Source organism: Rhizobium sp. NRK18, from assembly GCF_024385575.1.
GTDB lineage: Bacteria > Pseudomonadota > Alphaproteobacteria > Rhizobiales > Rhizobiaceae > JANFMV01.
Genome location: NZ_JANFMV010000001.1, coordinates 1 through 17,183 on the forward strand (window position 1 = coordinate 1; position 17,183 = coordinate 17,183).

The 17,183-nt window shown below is 62.5% G+C and carries 15 protein-coding genes; 9 read left to right on the forward strand and 6 right to left on the reverse strand.

Annotated elements, in window-relative coordinates; genetic code table 11:
• Positions 1 to 452 precede the first annotated feature (452 nt).
• From hrpB to NN662_RS00015, 3 genes are all read left to right on the forward strand, one after another.
• Entirely contained in the window at positions 453 to 2,918 is a 2,466-nt protein-coding gene (gene hrpB, locus NN662_RS00005; protein ID WP_261928270.1) for an ATP-dependent helicase HrpB, read from the forward strand.
• Between the two features lie 6 nt (positions 2,919 to 2,924).
• Positions 2,925 to 4,256 (forward strand): ActS/PrrB/RegB family redox-sensitive histidine kinase, encoded by a 1,332-nt coding sequence (locus NN662_RS00010; RefSeq protein ID WP_410010888.1) that lies wholly within the window; start codon positions 2,925 to 2,927, stop codon positions 4,254 to 4,256.
• A 96-nt stretch (positions 4,257 to 4,352) separates the two neighbouring features.
• Positions 4,353 to 4,934, forward strand: coding sequence for an ActR/PrrA/RegA family redox response regulator transcription factor (locus tag NN662_RS00015; RefSeq protein ID WP_261931818.1), 582 nt, complete (start codon positions 4,353 to 4,355; stop codon positions 4,932 to 4,934).
• A 2-nt stretch (positions 4,935 to 4,936) separates the two neighbouring features.
• Here the strand turns inward: NN662_RS00015 and NN662_RS00020 are convergent, their stop codons facing one another.
• Positions 4,937 to 5,425: an MmcB family DNA repair protein gene (locus NN662_RS00020; RefSeq protein ID WP_261928271.1), complete on the reverse strand. Its 489-nt coding sequence runs from the start codon at positions 5,423 to 5,425 to the stop codon at positions 4,937 to 4,939.
• Between the two features lie 194 nt (positions 5,426 to 5,619).
• Between NN662_RS00020 and NN662_RS00025 the strand changes: the two genes are divergently transcribed.
• Complete coding sequence (locus tag NN662_RS00025; RefSeq protein WP_261928272.1) at positions 5,620 to 6,279, forward strand: L,D-transpeptidase; 660 nt, start codon at positions 5,620 to 5,622, stop codon at positions 6,277 to 6,279.
• Between the two features lie 78 nt (positions 6,280 to 6,357).
• On the opposite strand, the gene NN662_RS00030 is transcribed toward NN662_RS00025, so the two are convergent.
• Together NN662_RS00030 and NN662_RS00035 are read right to left on the reverse strand one after the other, a co-directional pair.
• Positions 6,358 to 8,514, reverse strand: coding sequence for a malate synthase G (locus NN662_RS00030; protein ID WP_261928273.1), 2,157 nt, complete (start codon positions 8,512 to 8,514; stop codon positions 6,358 to 6,360).
• A 141-nt stretch (positions 8,515 to 8,655) separates the two neighbouring features.
• Positions 8,656 to 10,050 carry a cytochrome P450 gene (locus tag NN662_RS00035; RefSeq protein WP_261928274.1) on the reverse strand — a complete coding sequence of 465 codons (1,395 nt, stop codon included), beginning with the start codon at positions 10,048 to 10,050 and terminating at the stop codon, positions 8,656 to 8,658.
• A gap of 286 nt (positions 10,051 to 10,336) precedes the next feature.
• On the opposite strand from NN662_RS00035, the gene NN662_RS00040 reads away from it, so the two are divergent.
• Positions 10,337 to 11,374, forward strand: a complete 1,038-nt coding sequence (locus NN662_RS00040) for a serine/threonine-protein kinase (RefSeq protein WP_261928275.1) — start codon at positions 10,337 to 10,339, stop codon at positions 11,372 to 11,374.
• A gap of 98 nt (positions 11,375 to 11,472) precedes the next feature.
• Positions 11,473 to 12,117 carry a TetR/AcrR family transcriptional regulator gene (locus NN662_RS00045; RefSeq protein ID WP_261928276.1) on the forward strand — a complete coding sequence of 215 codons (645 nt, stop codon included), beginning with the start codon at positions 11,473 to 11,475 and terminating at the stop codon, positions 12,115 to 12,117.
• Here the strand turns inward: NN662_RS00045 and NN662_RS00050 are convergent.
• The 3 genes from NN662_RS00050 to hslV form a co-directional block, all read right to left on the reverse strand.
• Positions 12,114 to 13,061 (reverse strand): DUF1402 family protein, encoded by a 948-nt coding sequence (locus NN662_RS00050; RefSeq protein ID WP_410010953.1) that lies wholly within the window; start codon positions 13,059 to 13,061, stop codon positions 12,114 to 12,116. The genes NN662_RS00045 and NN662_RS00050 overlap by 4 nt on opposite strands.
• A gap of 211 nt (positions 13,062 to 13,272) precedes the next feature.
• A complete protein-coding gene (hslU, locus tag NN662_RS00055) occupies positions 13,273 to 14,583 on the reverse strand; it encodes an ATP-dependent protease ATPase subunit HslU (RefSeq protein ID WP_261928278.1) in 1,311 nt (436 codons plus the stop codon).
• A 58-nt stretch (positions 14,584 to 14,641) separates the two neighbouring features.
• The gene (gene hslV, locus NN662_RS00060; protein ID WP_261928279.1) at positions 14,642 to 15,202 is read right to left on the reverse strand and encodes an ATP-dependent protease subunit HslV; all 561 of its coding nucleotides are present in this window, start codon (positions 15,200 to 15,202) and stop codon (positions 14,642 to 14,644) included.
• Between the two features lie 214 nt (positions 15,203 to 15,416).
• Between hslV and hisB the strand changes: the two genes are divergently transcribed.
• The 3 genes from hisB to hisH are packed head-to-tail and all read left to right on the forward strand — an operon-like array spanning position 15,417 to position 17,179.
• Positions 15,417 to 16,019, forward strand: a complete 603-nt coding sequence (gene hisB, locus NN662_RS00065) for an imidazoleglycerol-phosphate dehydratase HisB (protein ID WP_261928280.1) — start codon at positions 15,417 to 15,419, stop codon at positions 16,017 to 16,019.
• A gap of 28 nt (positions 16,020 to 16,047) precedes the next feature.
• Positions 16,048 to 16,527, forward strand: a complete 480-nt coding sequence (locus NN662_RS00070) for a DUF2628 domain-containing protein (protein WP_261928281.1) — start codon at positions 16,048 to 16,050, stop codon at positions 16,525 to 16,527.
• 1 nt (position 16,528) lies between these two features.
• Positions 16,529 to 17,179 carry an imidazole glycerol phosphate synthase subunit HisH gene (gene hisH / locus NN662_RS00075; RefSeq protein WP_261928282.1) on the forward strand — a complete coding sequence of 217 codons (651 nt, stop codon included), beginning with the start codon at positions 16,529 to 16,531 and terminating at the stop codon, positions 17,177 to 17,179.
• Positions 17,180 to 17,183 lie beyond the last annotated feature (4 nt).

The following is a 17,183-nucleotide window of genomic DNA, read 5'->3' on the forward strand; positions in this document are numbered from 1 at the left end:
AGATCCCGCAAGCTTCGCCGCCCACGTTTCTCTTTCCTAATCATTATTCAATTGTCAAATAACTGACGCGAAACAGTGCGCGTCGACAATCCGTAACCTTTTTCAAGGCTCCTGTTTCACTCGAAACCGGAAGGATCTTGTTGAACGAGTTCGTTGGTCGCCAGCAGCGCCCGCCGCCCTCGTCAGTGATTGCGCTTATAGGCCCGGGTCTTTTTTCAGTCAACAGGAAAAGTGCAGGTTTATGACATTTTTTTAAAGGGCTGAATTTTCATGCAATTTGAATCCGGGCCGGGTTTTTAGGCACAAGCCTCCGATTGCCCTTTCGCGCCCGATGGGACCGGCTCCCCAGAAGCCTCTCTATAGAGTGCGCGTTACGCCCGTTCTTGAAGGAGACGCCCTTTCGCGCTATCGGGCCAAGACAGCCGCCGCAAAAAGGAGCTCGATCCGGCATCATGGCGACATATCCCGTTTCACTGCCGCAGCTGCCCATCACCGAGGTCCTCGACCAGATCGGCGACGCGCTCGCGAAGGGCAACAGGGCGATCCTGTCCGCGCCGCCCGGCGCCGGCAAGACGACGCTCGTGCCGCTTTCCCTTGTTAACGCGCCATGGCGGAACGGCGGAAAGATCATCGTGCTGGAGCCGCGGCGGCTGGCGACCCGTGCCGCGGCGCGACGCATGGCCTTTCTTCTCGGCGAAGAGCCCGGGGGTCGGGTTGGTTACCGCATGCGGCTCGACAACAGGATCGGCCGTGACACGGTGATCGAAGTGGTGACCGAAGGCGTCTTCGCACGCATGATAATCGACGATCCCGAGCTTTCGGGTATCGCCGCCGTGCTGTTCGACGAATTTCACGAACGATCGCTCGACGCCGATTTCGGCCTGGCGCTGGCGCTTGACGCTCAAGGGGCTCTTCGCGACGATCTGCGTCTCCTGGTGATGTCGGCGACGCTCGACGTCCAGCGGATTGCGGCACTGCTCGAAGGAGCGCCGGTGATCGAAAGCCAGGGGCGGAGTTTCCCGGTCGACGTGCGCTACCGGGCGCGCGCCGGCGACGAGCGGATCGAGGACGCCATGGCTTCGGCCATCTCGGAAGCGCATGCGCAGGAGACGGGCTCGATCCTCGCCTTCCTGCCGGGCCAGGGCGAGATCCTCAGAACTGCCGAACGCCTCGAGGGCCGGTTTGACGCAAACACCCTTGTCATGCCGCTTTACGGCAATCTCGAGCAGAAGGATCAGGACGCGGCGATCCGACCGGCCCCCGCCGGAACCCGCAAGATCGTGCTGGCGACGTCGATTGCCGAAACGTCCATCACCATCGACGGTGTCAGGGTGGTGATCGACAGCGGGCTGCAGCGCCAGCCGGTTTTCGAGCCGGCCACCGGCATTACACGGCTCGAAACGGTTCGGGTCTCGAAGGCATCGGCCGATCAGCGGGCCGGACGAGCGGGACGAACGGAACCCGGCGTCGCCATTCGTCTCTGGCACAGCGGCCAGACGGCGGCCCTCTCTCCCTTTTCCCCACCGCAGATTCTGGCCAGCGACCTTTCCTCCTTCGCGCTGGATCTGGCGGGATGGGGCGTCGAGGATCCCGGCACCCTTGCCTTCATCGATCCGCCGCCGGCGGCGGCACTGAAGGAAGCGCGCGGACTGCTGCAGCTCCTCGGCGCGCTCGACGAAAACAACCAGCTGACGGCGGCGGGTCGCACGATGCGCGAGCTGGCACTCCCGCCACGGCTGGCGGCGATGGTGATCGCGGCGGCCGCGGAAGGTCACGCCCTCGAGGCCTGCCAGATCGCGGTGCTGCTCGGCGAACAGGGGCTCGGCGGCAACAGCGTCGACATCGAAGACCGGCTGCGGCGGTTTCAAAACGATCGCGGGCCGCGTGCGATCAGCGCCTGCAAGCTCGCCGAACGGATGGCGCGACCGTTTGCGTCATCGGCGGGCGGACCGGTGACGCCCGGCGCACTTCTTTTGCATGCCTATCCCGACAGGGTGGCGCTGCAGCGGGGCGGACGCGGACGGTTCGTGCTCGCCAATGGACGCGGCGCCGAGCTGCCGGAGACCGACCGGCTCGCGGGCGCCTCGATGCTGGTGGTGGCCGACCTTACCGGCCGGGCCCAGAGCCCGCGCATCCTGGCCGCAGCCGAAGTGGAGCGCAAACAGATCGAGGCCGAATTCCCGGAGCTGATCCGGCGCGAGGACCAGTCGTTCTTCGATCCGGCAAGCCGGCAGGTCCGCGGTCGGCGGGTGACGCGGCTCGGAGCGATCATCCTGGAAGAGTCCCCGCTTGCGCGCCCGACGGGCGAGGCCGCCGCGCGCGGCCTTGCAGACGGCGTGCGCCAGTTCGGTATTGCCGCCCTGCCCTTCGGCAAGGACGCGATGCAGATCAGGGACCGGATTGCCTTCCTCAGACTGAGCGGCGACGAGAGCTTTCCTGCCATGGATGACGAGGCCCTGCTGGCGCGGCTTGACGATTGGTTCACCCCTTTCCAGTCAGGCGTCACCAGCTTCGACGGCATTTCCCCGGGCAATCTGGCGAAAGGCATCCTGTCGCTCGTGCCCTATGAGAAGAAGGGCGACCTCGACCGCCTGGTGCCGACGCATTTTACCGCGCCGACGGGCCAGAGCCATCCGATCCGTTACGACGGCAAAGAGCCGGTGCTGTCGATCCGCGTGCAGGAGCTTTTCGGGCTGACGGCACATCCGACGATCGGCGGCGGCCGTATTCCGCTTCTGCTGGAGCTGCTGTCGCCGGCGCACCGGCTGATCCAGACGACGCGCGACCTGCCCGGATTCTGGGCCGGCTCTTGGCGGGACGTGCGCGCCGACATGCGCGGCCGCTACCCGAAGCATGTCTGGCCGGACAATCCGGCGGAGGCTTTGCCGACGACACGTGCGAAACCCCGTGCTAAGTGAGACGACATGGCAGCAATCGAGACAGTGAGCGCGCTTTCCGACAAGGGCATGAAGCATTCAGACGATCATTCGAGCCGGCGTCTCCGCCTGCAGACGCTCATCCGGCTGAGATGGCTGGCGATCTGCGGCCAGGGTCTGACCGTCGCGCTGGTGTCGCTCGGCCTCGGCTTCGACATTCCGCTGGTGATGGCGGCGATCCTGATCGCCAGCCTCGCCGGGCTGAACATGTACTTGACCTTCTGGTTTCCGGCGGCGCACCGCCTGACGCCGCGTGCGACGCTGATCGTTCTCAGCTTCGACCTCATCCAGCTTTCGGCTCTTCTCTTCATCACCGGCGGGCTCGCCAATCCCTTCGCGCCCCTGATCTGCGTGCCGGTGGTGATCTCGTTTGCCTCCCAGCCGATCCGGTATTCGATGGCGCTGATCGTCATCGCGCTCATGGCGACGACCCTGCTCGCCTTTTCGCCTTTTTCGCTCCCGTGGATGCCGGGCGAGGAAATCGCACTGCATCCGGTGATGCAACTCGCCGTCTGGAGCGCCATCGCGACCATGATGGGCTTTGCGGCGTTCTATACACATCGTGTGTCGCGTGAAGCGATCGAACTCGCCGACGCGCTGACCGCCACCGAGCTGGTGCTGCAACGGCAGAAGCATCTTTCGCAGCTCGACGGGCTGGCCGCCGCCGCGGCACACGAACTCGGAACGCCGCTTGCGACCATTAGCGTCGTCGCCAAGGAAATGGAGCGCGGGCTCGCCAAGGACGATCCGCTGCGCGAAGACGTGATGCTGCTCAGAAGCCAGAGCGAGCGCTGCAGGGACATTCTTAGACGGCTGACGACGTTGTCGACCGAGGGCGACACGCACATGCGCAACCTGCCGCTCTCCTCGATGATCGAGGAGGTAATCGCCCCGCATCGCGACGCCGGCGTCGACATCGTTCTCGTGGAAAAGAGCGAGCGGGCCAAGGAGCCGACAGGAATACGCAACGACGCTGTGACCTACGGGCTTGGCAATCTGGTGGAAAATGCGGTCGATTATGCGCAGAACGAGGTGACGATCACCGTTGAGCACGATGCGGCGCGCATCTCGATCACCATCGAGGACGACGGCGAAGGCTATCCGCCCGATATCCTGGCGCGCATCGGGGAGCCCTATGTGACGAGCCGCAACCGCGACGACATGGCCGGCGGCCTCGGCCTCGGCCTGTTCATCGCCAAGACGCTTCTTGAGCGGTCGGGGGCGAGCCTCAGGTTCGAAAACAAGGCCGAAGACGACCCGGGCGCCCGCATCATTGTCAGCTGGCCGCGCTACCTGATGGAAACGAAAGCGGCAATTTAACTTTACCGGCACGGTAAAGACACCATATAGACGTTCGAAATTGCCTACTTGTGGCACGCGACGTGAACAGGACCACAGGACATGAGTGAAAAAGACATGAGCCTACCCGCCGGAACCGACGTGGATCAGGACGCAAACGACAATCCCATCGGCCCGGATGCCTCGCTGCTGATCGTCGATGACGACGGTCCCTTCGTTCGCCGTCTGGCGCGCGCCATGGAAACGCGGGGCTTCGCCGTCGAGATGGCGGAAACGGTCTCGGAAGGCATTGCCAAGACCCGCGCCCATGCGCCGAAATATGCGGTCATCGACCTTCGCCTGAGCGACGGCAACGGGCTCGACGTGATCGAGGCGATCCGCAAGGAGCGCAACGACACCCGCATCATCGTGCTGACCGGCTACGGCAATATCGCGACGGCGGTGAATGCCGTGAAGCTTGGCGCTGTCGATTATCTTGCGAAGCCGGCGGACGCAGACGACGTCTACGCCGCGCTGACCCAGCGTCCGGGAGAGAAGGCGGAACTGCCGGAAAATCCGATGTCGGCCGATCGCGTGCGCTGGGAGCATATCCAGCGCGTTTACGAAATGTGTGAGCGCAACGTTTCGGAAACCGCCCGCCGGCTCAACATGCATCGCCGCACGCTGCAGAGAATCCTGGCCAAGCGCGCACCGAAATAAGGCTACTCGCCCGTCGGCGTCCTTGCCGCCGCCCACTCCGCCCGCATCAGCCTTTCGGCTGCCGTGCGGGAAAAGTTGAGGGTGATCGCCTTGCGCCGAGACGCAGCGAGGCGGTTTTCGGATGCCTCGCGCACGATGTGGGCGCCGTAGCCGTCCGACAGGATGAGACCGCAGGTTTCCGGAAAGATCTCAAGCGGCACGCCCTTATGCGTGGCGAAATAAAATGTGTCGCAATGGTCGAGATATTCCGGCCATTTGCGGTCGACCCGAAAATCCTCGATCGAGGTCTTGATCTCGACGATGGTGATGTCGCCCTTGTCCGAGAGGCAGATGAGATCGGCACGCCGGCCGCCGGCAAGCGACAACTCCGGAAGCACGGCCAGCCGCATCTCGTGCATCAGGATCTGCACCCCTTTGCGCACCAGCATCGCGCGGTCGGATTGACGGCCGTCGAGAAGCGGATTGTCGTTGTGGATGTCGAGTATCGCCATGCGCTCACTTCACGTATACGTAATGTTGATTCTTTTGAAATTGTTGCAAAAATGCAATTCACTTTCAATTTGGGGGGCGCTACCAAGTTTAGCGCGTACGGTCGCTCGGAAAACTCGGTTTAACAGAAAATAAACCATACTCGACGATTTTGGCGAAGCCGTATCAACCAGATTCCTTACCAGACGAGACCCCCATGCGCTTTCGCACCGCCCTGACCGCATTCGCACTGGCTGCTACCCTTGCCGCAGCCGGCTGCTCCACCACCTCCGAGACCGGTGGCTCGACGACCGAAACCTCCCAGATCTTCACCAATTCCTACGGCTCGATCACTGATTCCGGCTACACTCTGCCGGCAATCCCGATCTCCAAGGTCCCAGATCGCTTCCACCGCCAGATCGTCAGCTATAGCACCAGCGAGAAGCCGGGCACGATCATCGTCGATACGCCTTCGCGCTTCCTCTACTACGTGCTGCCCGGCGGCAAGGCAGTGCGCTACGGTATCGGCGTCGGCAAGCAGGGCTTCTCGTGGTCTGGCAACGCCTATGTCGCCTGGAAGCAGGAATGGCCGACCTGGCATCCGCCGAAGGAAATGGCCGTACGCAAGCCGGAAGTCGCCAAGTATGTCGAAGACGGCATGGGCCCCGGCCTGCGCAACCCGCTCGGCGCACGCGCGCTCTACCTGTTCAACGATCAGGGCCAGGATACGCTCTTCCGTCTGCACGGCACGCCGGAATGGAACTCCATCGGCAAGGCCGTTTCGTCGGGATGCATCCGCCTGATGAACCAGGACATCATCGACCTCTATTCGCGCGTCACGCCCGGCCGCAACACCAAGGTCATCGTGAAGCAGTAACTTCGGCTTCAGCGCATAGGAAAAAGCCGCCGGTGAGGTTCCCTCCCGGCGGCTTTTCTGTTTCGGATTTCGAAATCGTCAGGCGGCGTGGGCCTTCAACTCCAGGCGGCGGCGGTGGAGGACCGGCTCGGTGTAGCCATTGGGCTGTTCCCGGCCCTTCAGGACCAGGTCGAGTGCCGCCTGAAAGGCGATCGAGCCGTCATAGTCCTTTGCCATCGGCACATAGGCCGGATCGCCCGCATTCTGGCCGTCGACGACAACCGCCATGCGCTTCATGGTCTCGACGATCTGGGCTTCGGTGACGACGCCGTGATGCAGCCAGTTCGCCATATGCTGGGAGGAAATGCGCAGCGTCGCGCGGTCTTCCATTAGTCCGACATTGTTGATGTCCTGCACCTTGGAGCAGCCGACGCCCTGGTCGACCCAGCGGACGACGTAGCCGAGAATGCCCTGCGCATTGTTGTCGAGTTCGGCCTGGATTTCCTCGGGCGTCCAGTTGGGACGGGAAGCGACCGGCACGGAGAGGATATCGGACAGCTTGGCGCGATCCCGGCCGGCAAGCTTCTTCTGCACGTCGGCGACATTGATCTTGTGATAATGGGTCGCATGCAGGGTCGCGGCGGTCGGTGACGGCACCCAGGCGGTGTTGGCGCCGGCCTTCGGATGGCCGATCTTCTGCTCGAGCATGGCGGCCATCAGATCCGGCATCGCCCACATGCCCTTGCCGATCTGTGCATGGCCGGACAGGCCGCATTCGAGGCCGATGTCGACGTTCCAGTTCTCGTAGGCCGAGATCCAGGCCGCTTGCTTCATGTCGCCCTTGCGGATCATCGGTCCGGCTTCCATCGAGGTATGGATCTCGTCGCCGGTGCGATCGAGGAAGCCGGTGTTGATGAAGACGACACGGGTCCTGGCGGCGCGGATGCACTCCTTGAGGTTGACCGTCGTGCGGCGCTCCTCGTCCATGATGCCCATCTTGATGGTGTCGCGGGCCATGCCGAGCGCGTCCTCGACGCGGGTGAAGATCTCGCAGGCGAAGGCGACCTCTTCCGGGCCATGCATCTTCGGCTTGACGACATACATCGAGCCTTCGCGGGAATTGGCGCGGCGGCCGTTCGGTCCGATGTCGTAAAGCGCGATCAGGGCGGTGATCATCGCGTCCATGATGCCTTCCGGCACTTCGTTGCCGTCCCTGTCGAGGATCGCCGGGTTTGTCATCAGGTGGCCGACATTGCGCACCAGCATCAGCGAACGGCCCTTGAGCGTCGCCTTCTGATGGTCCGGCGTCAGGTAGTCGAGATCGCCGTTCAGCTTGCGCGTGAAGGTCTTTCCACCCTTGGAAACCTCTTCCGTCAGGTCGCCGCGCATCAGCCCAAGCCAGTTGGCATAGACGGTGACCTTGTCCTCGGCATCGACGGCCGCGACCGAATCCTCGCAGTCCATGATCGTGGTGATCGCCGATTCCAGGCCGATGTCGGCGATCTGGGCCGGATCGTCCTTGCCGATCAGGCTGTCGGGATCGACGAAGACCAGGGTATGCAGGTTGTTGGTCTTGAAATAGAGGCGGTAAGCCGTCTCGCTCTCACGCTTGAAGCCGACATATTGAGCCGGGTCGGCGAGACCGGTCTGCCCGGCCTTGCTGTCGACGATCAAGGCGCCGTTCTCGAATTCAAATCCGGTGACGTCCGCCCATTTGCCGGCGGCAAGCGGGAGGCTTTCATCAAGGAGGCTCTTTGCCCAGGCAATGACACGCGCGCCGCGCTCGGCATCGTATCCTTTGCCCTTCGGCAGATCGCCGAGCGCATCCGTGCCGTAAAGGGCATCGTAGAGCGAACCCCACCGGGCATTCGCGGCGTTCAGCGCGTAGCGGGCGTTCATGACCGGCACGACGAGCTGCGGGCCGGCGATCGACGCGATTTCAGGATCGACATTCTTCGTCTCGACCGAGAAGTCCGGGCCTTCCGGCAGGAGGTAACCGATGTCGCGAAGGAAGGCCTCGTAGGTGCCCATGTCCACCGGCGCGCCATTCTTGCGATACCAGTCGTCGATCTTTGCCTGCAGCTCGTCCCGCTTCTTCAGCAACGCCCTGTTCTTCGGCGCGAGATCATGGACGATCGACGAAAACGCGGAAAAGAAGTGCTCGGTATCGGCGCCGCTTCCCGGCAGCGCCTCGTCGACCAGAAAGTCATGGAGGGCTTTGTCGATCGACAGTCCGTTCTTTTCAATCCGGCTCATGCGGTAATCTCCCAGCAGCGGCTTTGCACCAATTTTCGGTATTCTTGCGATAGTGCCAAATCGCACCGGAAAGACTCGATGTCAATTTGGCGAAAATTCCAAGGATTTTTTCCATTTTGGAATGAATGCCGTCTCCGGCCTTCAGCGGGCGGTAATGCGCATCGGCAGCCCGCCCTGCGGCTGGGTCGTCAGCCGTTGGACCGGCCAGGGGCTGGTTTCCGGCAGCATGTCGAAACGGAAGCGGTGCATCAGCGTCGCCAGGATAATAACGGCCTCCTGCATGGCGAAGGTCGCGCCGATGCAGATGCGCGGGCCCGCGCCGAAGGGCAGATACTGGAAGCGGCCGATACGATCGCGATTTTCAGGCAGGAAACGTTCCGGCATGAAGGCGCGCGGCTTCTCCCAGTAAAGCGAGTGGCGGTGAAGGGTCCAGGGCATGATCAGGATGGTGATGCCGGCGGGTATTTCGAGCGTCTTGCCGTCGGCGTCCACCCAGGTATCTGCATCGATCGCGGCGCGATTGATCGACGGCGCCGGCGGATAGAGACGAAGTCCCTCTTCAAACGACGCACGTACATTCGGCATCTTGTCGAGCCAGGTTACCGGTTCGGCGCCGCTTGCCATCACCGCATCGATCTCGGCCTCCATCCGCTCGCGCACGGCCGGCGCATTGGCGACGCAATAAAGCGTCCATGCCAACGCTCGCGCTGTCGTCTCGTGGCCGGCGCCGATGAAGGTGAGAATATTGTCGGCGATTTCCTCGTCGGAAAGGCCGTCCGGCCCGCCAGCCTCGAGCAGCAGGGTGAGGAAATCGTCCGGCGCCGACTGCCGGTCGGCCGTCATTCGCGCCTTTCTGGCCGCCATCGTCTGCCGCACGATGTCCCTGAACTTTTCCAGCACCTTCTGACCGCGCCAGCGGCTGACGCGCGGCAACCATGACGGGGCCAGCAGAAGATCGAGCGGATCGACGCGGCCCATGGTGGCGAGCAACTGGTTCACGTCTTCGGCGAAATCGTCGGTGACGCTGGCGATTTCGCCGGAAAACAGGGTGTCGGAAAGGATGGCGAAGGTGAGTTCGGTCATGTCGACCGCGATATCACGCCGAACGGGATCTCCGCTCTGCGACCGGTAGCGATCGAGAAAGGCAAGCGACTGGCTCAGCATGTGGCTGGCAAAACCCTGTGCATGGCGGGGCGTGAAGACGGGCGCCATTGCCTTGCGCGAGCGCTTCCAGACGGGACCTTCCGCTGTCAGCAGGCCGTCCCGCAGGATTGGTCGCAGGATCAACTGGCGAACGGTGGACATGCGGTAATTGGCGGCATTGTCGACGAGAATATGGCGGATCAGCCCGGGATCGTTGACGATCAGCGTGCGCTGATTGAGGAACTTCGCGTCGATATAGGGGAGCGTGTAGGACGGCTCCCCCCAGAGTTCGAGCGGGTTGCGAAAGACCGTTCGTATGATTTCCAGCCGGCCGGGCGGAACCGTTCGCGGGATGGGGGCTGGTGGCTCAAAGGGGTCCGGACGCATATCCATTGCAGTCTTCCTGTTTGGATGAAGGGTAGAGCACGCGTCCGAACAGTCAATCCGACGCTTCCTGCACGATTGCAGATACGGACCGGCGAGGACCCCGCGCTGCACTCAAGCTCAGAATTTTCTAATCAATCGATTGACTAGTAATGGTGATTACCATTAGATGGTAATTCTTATTACCAATCACATTGCACGCGACGCCGACCGGTCATTCTCGCCACTCCGAGAGATCCAATCTCTCCTCCGAAACCGGCAGACACCTCGCGCTTTTATTCGACAGGATCGCGACGTGATCGCCATTGCTCCGTTTCAAACTCCCGGCATGACCCAGACACTGCAAGCGGGCCAGACGGTTCTCGAAAAATACAAGGTGATAAGGCGGCTTGGCATCGGCCGGACCGGTGAAGTCTACCAGATGATCAACTGCCAGTCCGGTCGCAACGTGGCGATGAAGTACGTCCGCGGAGAGACGCAGGCGCGCGAGGCCGCGCAACGCGAAATGAAGGCCCAGACCGCATGCCAGCATCCCCATGTCGTCGACACGCTCGCGTTCCATCCGCGCGACCAGTATTCGCTGATCGAGATGGAGTTCATGCATGACGGATCGCTTGCCGACGCCCTTGCCCGGCGCTTCGTTCCCCTCGCGGAATCGGTCGGCTACACGCGGCAGGTCCTGGATGGATTGACGAAGGTCCATCATATGGGCGTCGTGCATCGCGACGTCGGCGCGGAAAACGTCATGCTGTCCGGTGAGACTGCCAAGCTCACGGATTTCGGAGCGGCCTTCCACATGCCGACCGGCAGAATGGTTTCCGATCTCGTCTACAAGCCTTACATCCCGCCGGAAACGGCGCCCGGCGACGGCTCGTCGCCTTCGTGGGACATATTCGACGCGGGGCTCATGCTGCTGCGCTCCGTCAACAACATGGCGAGCTTTCACCAGACGTTGACCGACGCACGGCAAACGCTTGAAAAGGACCAGAACGTCGCGGACGTGATCGGGTTCGCAGACTACGTGCCGGAACGGATCCGGCGCATCGTCCGAAAGGCGGTCAGCTTCGACCCGCAGGACCGCTTCACATCGGTGGCCGAGTTCAAGCGCGCCCTCGACCAGTTGTCCTTCGCCCGCCGATGGGTGCGCGTCGGCTCTGACCGATGGATGTGCGGGGATGGCGACCGTCGGGAGATCCTCGCCTTGCGCGCCGGCATGTTCCCTGCCCTCACCCATACCGTGGGCACGAAGCGGCAGGCATTTTCGACCTTTCGCAATGAAACGGAAGCGCGCAGCCGGATTGCCGCAATCGTCGCCAAGTCGACGCTGCGCTAGCGAGCCCGGCGGTGACGCGCCATACTCTTTCCACGGTTTGACCTGGAACAGCCTCTTGTCCTACCCTGAACCAGGGCGGCTTTGTGGGGACCGGAATCGTGAACGACGTGGAAGTGGGTATGCCCGCCGCTCAGGACGAGCGGCGAGCGGCGATATTGAATGCGGCGACCGAGGTGTTTCTCGAGCACGGATATGCGGCAGCCAGCATCGATGCCGTCATCGAAAAGGTCGGTGGCTCGAAGCGCAACATCTACAGCCTCTTCGGTAGCAAGGAGGGTCTGTTCATCGCCCTCATATCGCAATGCGCGAAGCACGCATCCCAGGAAATATCCGCCGAGAGCGGTAGTCACTTGCCGCTTCAGGAAGCGCTGAGGCAGTTTGCGCTGCGTTTTCTCAAGCTGTTCATGAGCCCGGTCATGGTCGGGGTCTACCGCGTCGTGATCAGCGAATCCCATCGCCTGCCGAGCCTCGCCTCGGCCTTCTACAAAAACGGACCGGAGAAGGGCGCACGACGGCTGGCGGATATCCTGACCCGTTCAGCGGATTGCGAAACCATAGAGGTCGAGGATGCGCTTTATGCGGCCACCCAGTTCATCGGCATTCTGAGGTCGAACCTGCACCTCGAAATTGTCCTTGGCCTGAGAAAGCCCCTGACCCTGGCGGAAATCGAAGCGGTTGCCGATTCCTCCGTCGCGCTGTTCCTCAACGGAATTCGCCGCCACGGATCTGCAAGAACGGATTAGCGCACCAAACCCTGCAGCTGGTCGAGCTTGTCGTTGATGAGCCAGCCGTAATAATTCTCTTCAGGCCAGACCGTGCCGCCCGATCTCCGCTTGGCGGCCAGCGCACGGGCCCGGTCGCGGGAGCCGCCGAGATTGTAAAGCGTCGCCGTGACGCCCGGGTTATCGGAGATGTCGACGCCAGCGATCTTCCTGTAGTCATCAATGGCGGTGCGGATGACCGCGGCCATATAGGCCAGCGACTGGTCGGGATCCATGATCGCCTTGTAGACGTCGGCCGCATCGTTTTCGTCGAGTTTCTTGTAGCCGGAAACGCGGTGGACCATGTCGCTCATCATCAGCGCCGTCAGCGGATTGATCTGGCCGAGGCCGAAGGTCTGGCCGGCGTAGAAGGGCTGGAAGAAGACGGCGGAAAAGCGGTTGTTCGGGAAGCCCTCGCCCTCGACGGTCTTGCCGCGGAACGTTGCATTCCAGACATCTTCCCTGCAGCTCCAGAGGTCGTAGGAGTTCATGTCCGGCGTGCAACCGGCGAACTGCGGGCGATCGACGAAATGGTCGACCTTCTCGTCATTATAGGCGAAGCGGAAGCTCTCGCCGGCGTAGGATGCCGCCTTGATGTAGTAGGACTGCAGCCGGTCATAGGCATCGACATTGTAGGTGTGCTCGCCGACCAGCGCGCCGATCATATGCATCGGCGAGATACCGTAAGCAGCGGCCGTGGACTTGATCTTGCTCATCAGTTTGTGGTCGGTCGACAGCAGCGCATAGATCTTGTCGTACTTGTCGTCGAACGTTGTGCGGCCGGCCTTGGTGCGGCGGACGGATGCACCCGGGATCGGTGGTTGCGTGGCGTTGCGGTTGCCCGGCGGCACCATGTCGGCGGCGTGCGACGCAAGCGGAAGGCTGGTCAGGGCAATCACGAGTACCGTGCGGAGAAGCTTCACGATCGAATGGTCCTGTAAACGTTGAGCAGATGCTGGTCCCGCGGGCTCCGTTTCTCGGAAAGCCACGACGAACGCTCTATGCCGTCCAAGGTCCGGCATGAAAAGGGACGGCCCCTCCTTAAAGAAAAGGAGAGGCCGTTGTCGAGTGCCAAACGGTCACAGTGCCGTGACGCCGGGTCAAACCCTTGCGCCGGTTCCGCTATTTTGCCTGCCGCTACAGGATGTAGCGCGACAGATCGGTATCCGCGGCAAGGTCGCCGACATGCTTGCGGACGTAGGCCTGATCGATCGTCACACCGGAGCCGGAGCGGTCGGGTGCATTGAAGGAGATCTCGTCAAGCACGCGCTCCATCACCGTCTGCAGCCGGCGCGCCCCGATATTCTCGACCGTCGCGTTCAGATGAACGGCAACGTCGGCCAGCGCGTCGATCGCATCCTCGGTAAAGTCGAGCGCCACCTCTTCGGTATCCATCAGCGCCTTGTACTGGCGGATGAGGCTTGCCTCGGTTTCCGTCAGGATGCGGCGGAAGTCTTCCTTGGTCAGCGGCTTCAGCTCGACGCGGATCGGCAGGCGGCCCTGCAGCTCAGGCAACAGGTCCGACGGCTTGGAGACATGGAAGGCGCCCGAAGCGATGAACAGCACATGGTCGGTCTTGACCGGACCATACTTGGTCGAGACGGTCGTGCCTTCGACGAGCGGCAGCAGGTCGCGCTGCACGCCTTCGCGCGAGACGCCGGCACCCATGCCACCGTCACGGGCGGCGATCTTGTCGATTTCGTCGAGGAAGACGATGCCGTCGTCCTCGACGGCACGGATCGCCTCGCGCTGGATGACCTCGTTGTCGATCAGCTTGTCGGATTCGTCGCGGATCAGATCGCCATAGGAGGCCTTGACCGTGGTGCGGAGCTTCTTCTTTGCGCCGCCCATTGCCTTGCCGAACAGATCGGACAGGTTGAGGACGCCAATATTGGCGCCCGGCATGCCAGGAACCTCGAAGCCCGGCATGCCGCCGGTGCCGGTCTCGGCGATCTCGATGTCGATTTCCTTGTCGTCCAGTTCACCGGCGCGCAGCTTCTTGCGGAAGCTTTCGCGGGTGGCCGGAGACGCGGTCGCGCCGACCAGCGCGTCAAGCACACGTTCTTCAGCATTATGATGCGCCTTGGCCTGCACCTCGGCGCGCTTCTTCTCGCGCACCAGGCCGATGCCGACCTCGACGAGGTCACGGATGATCTGCTCGACGTCGCGGCCAACATAGCCGACTTCGGTGAACTTCGTCGCCTCGACCTTGATAAAGGGCGCGCCGGCGAGCTTGGCCAGACGCCTCGAAATCTCGGTCTTGCCGACGCCGGTCGGGCCGATCATCAGAATGTTCTTCGGCATGACCTCGTCACGAAGGTCAGGCTCCAGCTGCTGGCGGCGCCAGCGGTTTCTGAGCGCGATCGCCACGGCGCGCTTCGCCTCGTGCTGGCCGATGATGAAGCGGTCGAGTTCGGAAACGATCTCGCGGGGGGAAAAATTGGTCATGAAAACCTCTTTCAGACGGGCGCAGGGCTGCAGCGCCCACGGTTGACACCGGCCCCGATCAGGCGGCGTCGAGCGTTTCGACGATGATGTTGTTGTTGGTGTAGACGCAGATCTCCGCGGCGATCTCCATGGCGCGGCGGGCAATCTCGTCGGCCGGCAGGTCGGTGCCCATCAGCGCGCGTGCGGCCGCGTAGGCGTAATTGCCGCCCGAGCCAATCGCCATCGTGCCGTGTTCGGGCTCCAGCACATCGCCATTGCCGGTGACGGCCAGGGTGATGGTTTCGTCGGCGACAAGCATCATGGCCTCGAGGTTGCGCAGGTACTTGTCGGTTCGCCAGTCCTTGGCGAGCTCGACGGCGGCGCGCATCAGCTGCCCGGGATACTGCTCGAGCTTCTTTTCAAGCCTTTCGAGAAGGGTGAAGGCGTCGGCGGTGGCGCCGGCGAAACCGGCAATGACGTTGCCGCCCTTGCCGATGCGGCGCACCTTGCGGGCGTTGCCCTTCATGACGGTCTGCCCGAGCGAGACCTGGCCGTCGCCCGCCATCACCACCTTGTCGCCCTTGCGCACGGTAATGATGGTCGTGGCATGCATTGTTCCAAACGGATTGTGTTCACTCATATGACACCCTTGTCCCGGTGTTCATCGCGATGGATACCGGTTTTGCTGTTCCGAATATGAGAGCCTATGTAAGCCGCCTTGCCACGATTGCAATCATGGCGCCGTCAAATGCGGCCGCGGAGCGGTCCCCTGCGGCTTTTTGCGACGGGGCTTCTGGATATTTGCCGGTGCGCCTGTTATTGAGCGGCGATATTTTCCTTGTCGGAGCAGAGAGATGGCAGAAACCGGCCGCATCGCCAGCGTCAAGCGGACGACCAACGAGACCTCCGTTTCCGTAGCCGTCAACATCGACGGCACGGGATCGGCGAAGATTTCGACGGGTGTCGGCTTCTTCGACCACATGCTCGACCAGCTGTCGCGACACTCGCTGATCGACATGGAGATCGAGGTCAAGGGCGACCTGCACATCGACGATCACCACACGGTCGAGGACACCGGCATCGCGCTCGGCCAGGCGATTTCGAAGGCGCTCGGCGATCGCCGCGGCATCGCCCGCTACGCCTCGCTCGATCTCGTCATGGACGAGACGATGACGAAGGCCGGCGTCGATCTCTCCGGCCGCCCGTTCCTCGTCTGGAACGTCGCCTTTTCGGCGCCGAAGATCGGCACGTTCGACACCGAACTGGTGCGTGAGTTCTTCCAGGCCTTCGCGCAGAATGCCGGCATCACGCTGCATGTGCTGAACCATTACGGCGCCAACAACCATCATATCGCCGAAACCTGCTTCAAGGCGGTGGCACGGACGTTGCGGACGGCAACGGAGATCGACCCCCGCCAACAGGGCCGCGTTCCTTCGACCAAGGGAACGCTTGTTTGAACCTGCCGCAACCCGGCTAGGACAGCGAATGGCAAGTTATATCGTTCTGACATCGCCGGATGGCACGGACAGGGATCACACCCTTACCAAGGTGATCCGCGACGGTTTCAGCCTCACGGCCTTCCTCGTGCCGGCACTCTGGCTTTATGCCCATCGTCTTTGGATTGCGGGCTCGATTACGCTCGTTCTGCAAATCATCGCGCTTCAGCTGTCGGGTGTAAGCGGTTTCGGATGGGCGGGGCTAGCCCTTCTCATCACAGTGTCCATGGTGGTCGCGCTTGAAGGCCGGATGCATTATATCCGTCGTCTCGAGGCCGATGGCTGGACACTCAGCGAGATCGTGACGGCCCCCAATCTCGGCGACGCGGAAGCAGTCTACTTCGCCGGCTTACAAGATGCTGCAGCTCCGGCAACGGCTCATCCCGTCATGCCGCCGTCGAGTATCCGACCGCGAGCATCCGAGCCGGGCCTGTTCGGCTTTTATGATCCTGAAGGAGGACGCAAGTAAGATGCGCGTCGCAATCATCGACTATGGCTCCGGCAATCTGCGTTCGGCCACCAAGGCCTTCGAGCGCGCCGCCCGCGAAGCCGGCATTTCTGCCGAGATCGAGCTCACCGACAAGGCGGACCGCGTGGCAAGTGCCGACCGGATCGTGCTGCCGGGCGTCGGCGCCTATGCCGACTGCCGCGCCGGGCTCGACGCCGTTCCGGGCATGCACGATGCGATCACCGACGTTGTCGACAACAAGGGCCGTCCTTTTCTCGGCATCTGCGTCGGCATGCAGCTGATGTCCTCGCGCGGACTGGAAAAGACGATCACCGAAGGTTTCGGCTGGATCAAGGGCGACGTCGTCGAGATGACGCCGAGCGATCCGGCGCTGAAAATCCCGCAGATCGGCTGGAACACGCTGAACCTCAACCGCCCGCACCCGCTGTTTGACGGCATTCCGACCGGCCCCGACGGGCTGCACGCCTATTTCGTGCACTCCTATCATCTGGCTGCGGAAAATCCCGAAGAGGTGATCGCCACGACCGATTACGGCGGGCCGATGACCGCCTTTGTCGGCCGCGACAACGTGGCCGGTTCGCAGTTCCATCCGGAAAAGAGCCAGAAGCTCGGCCTCTCGCTGATCACCAATTTCCTGCGCTGGGCGCCCTGACAGA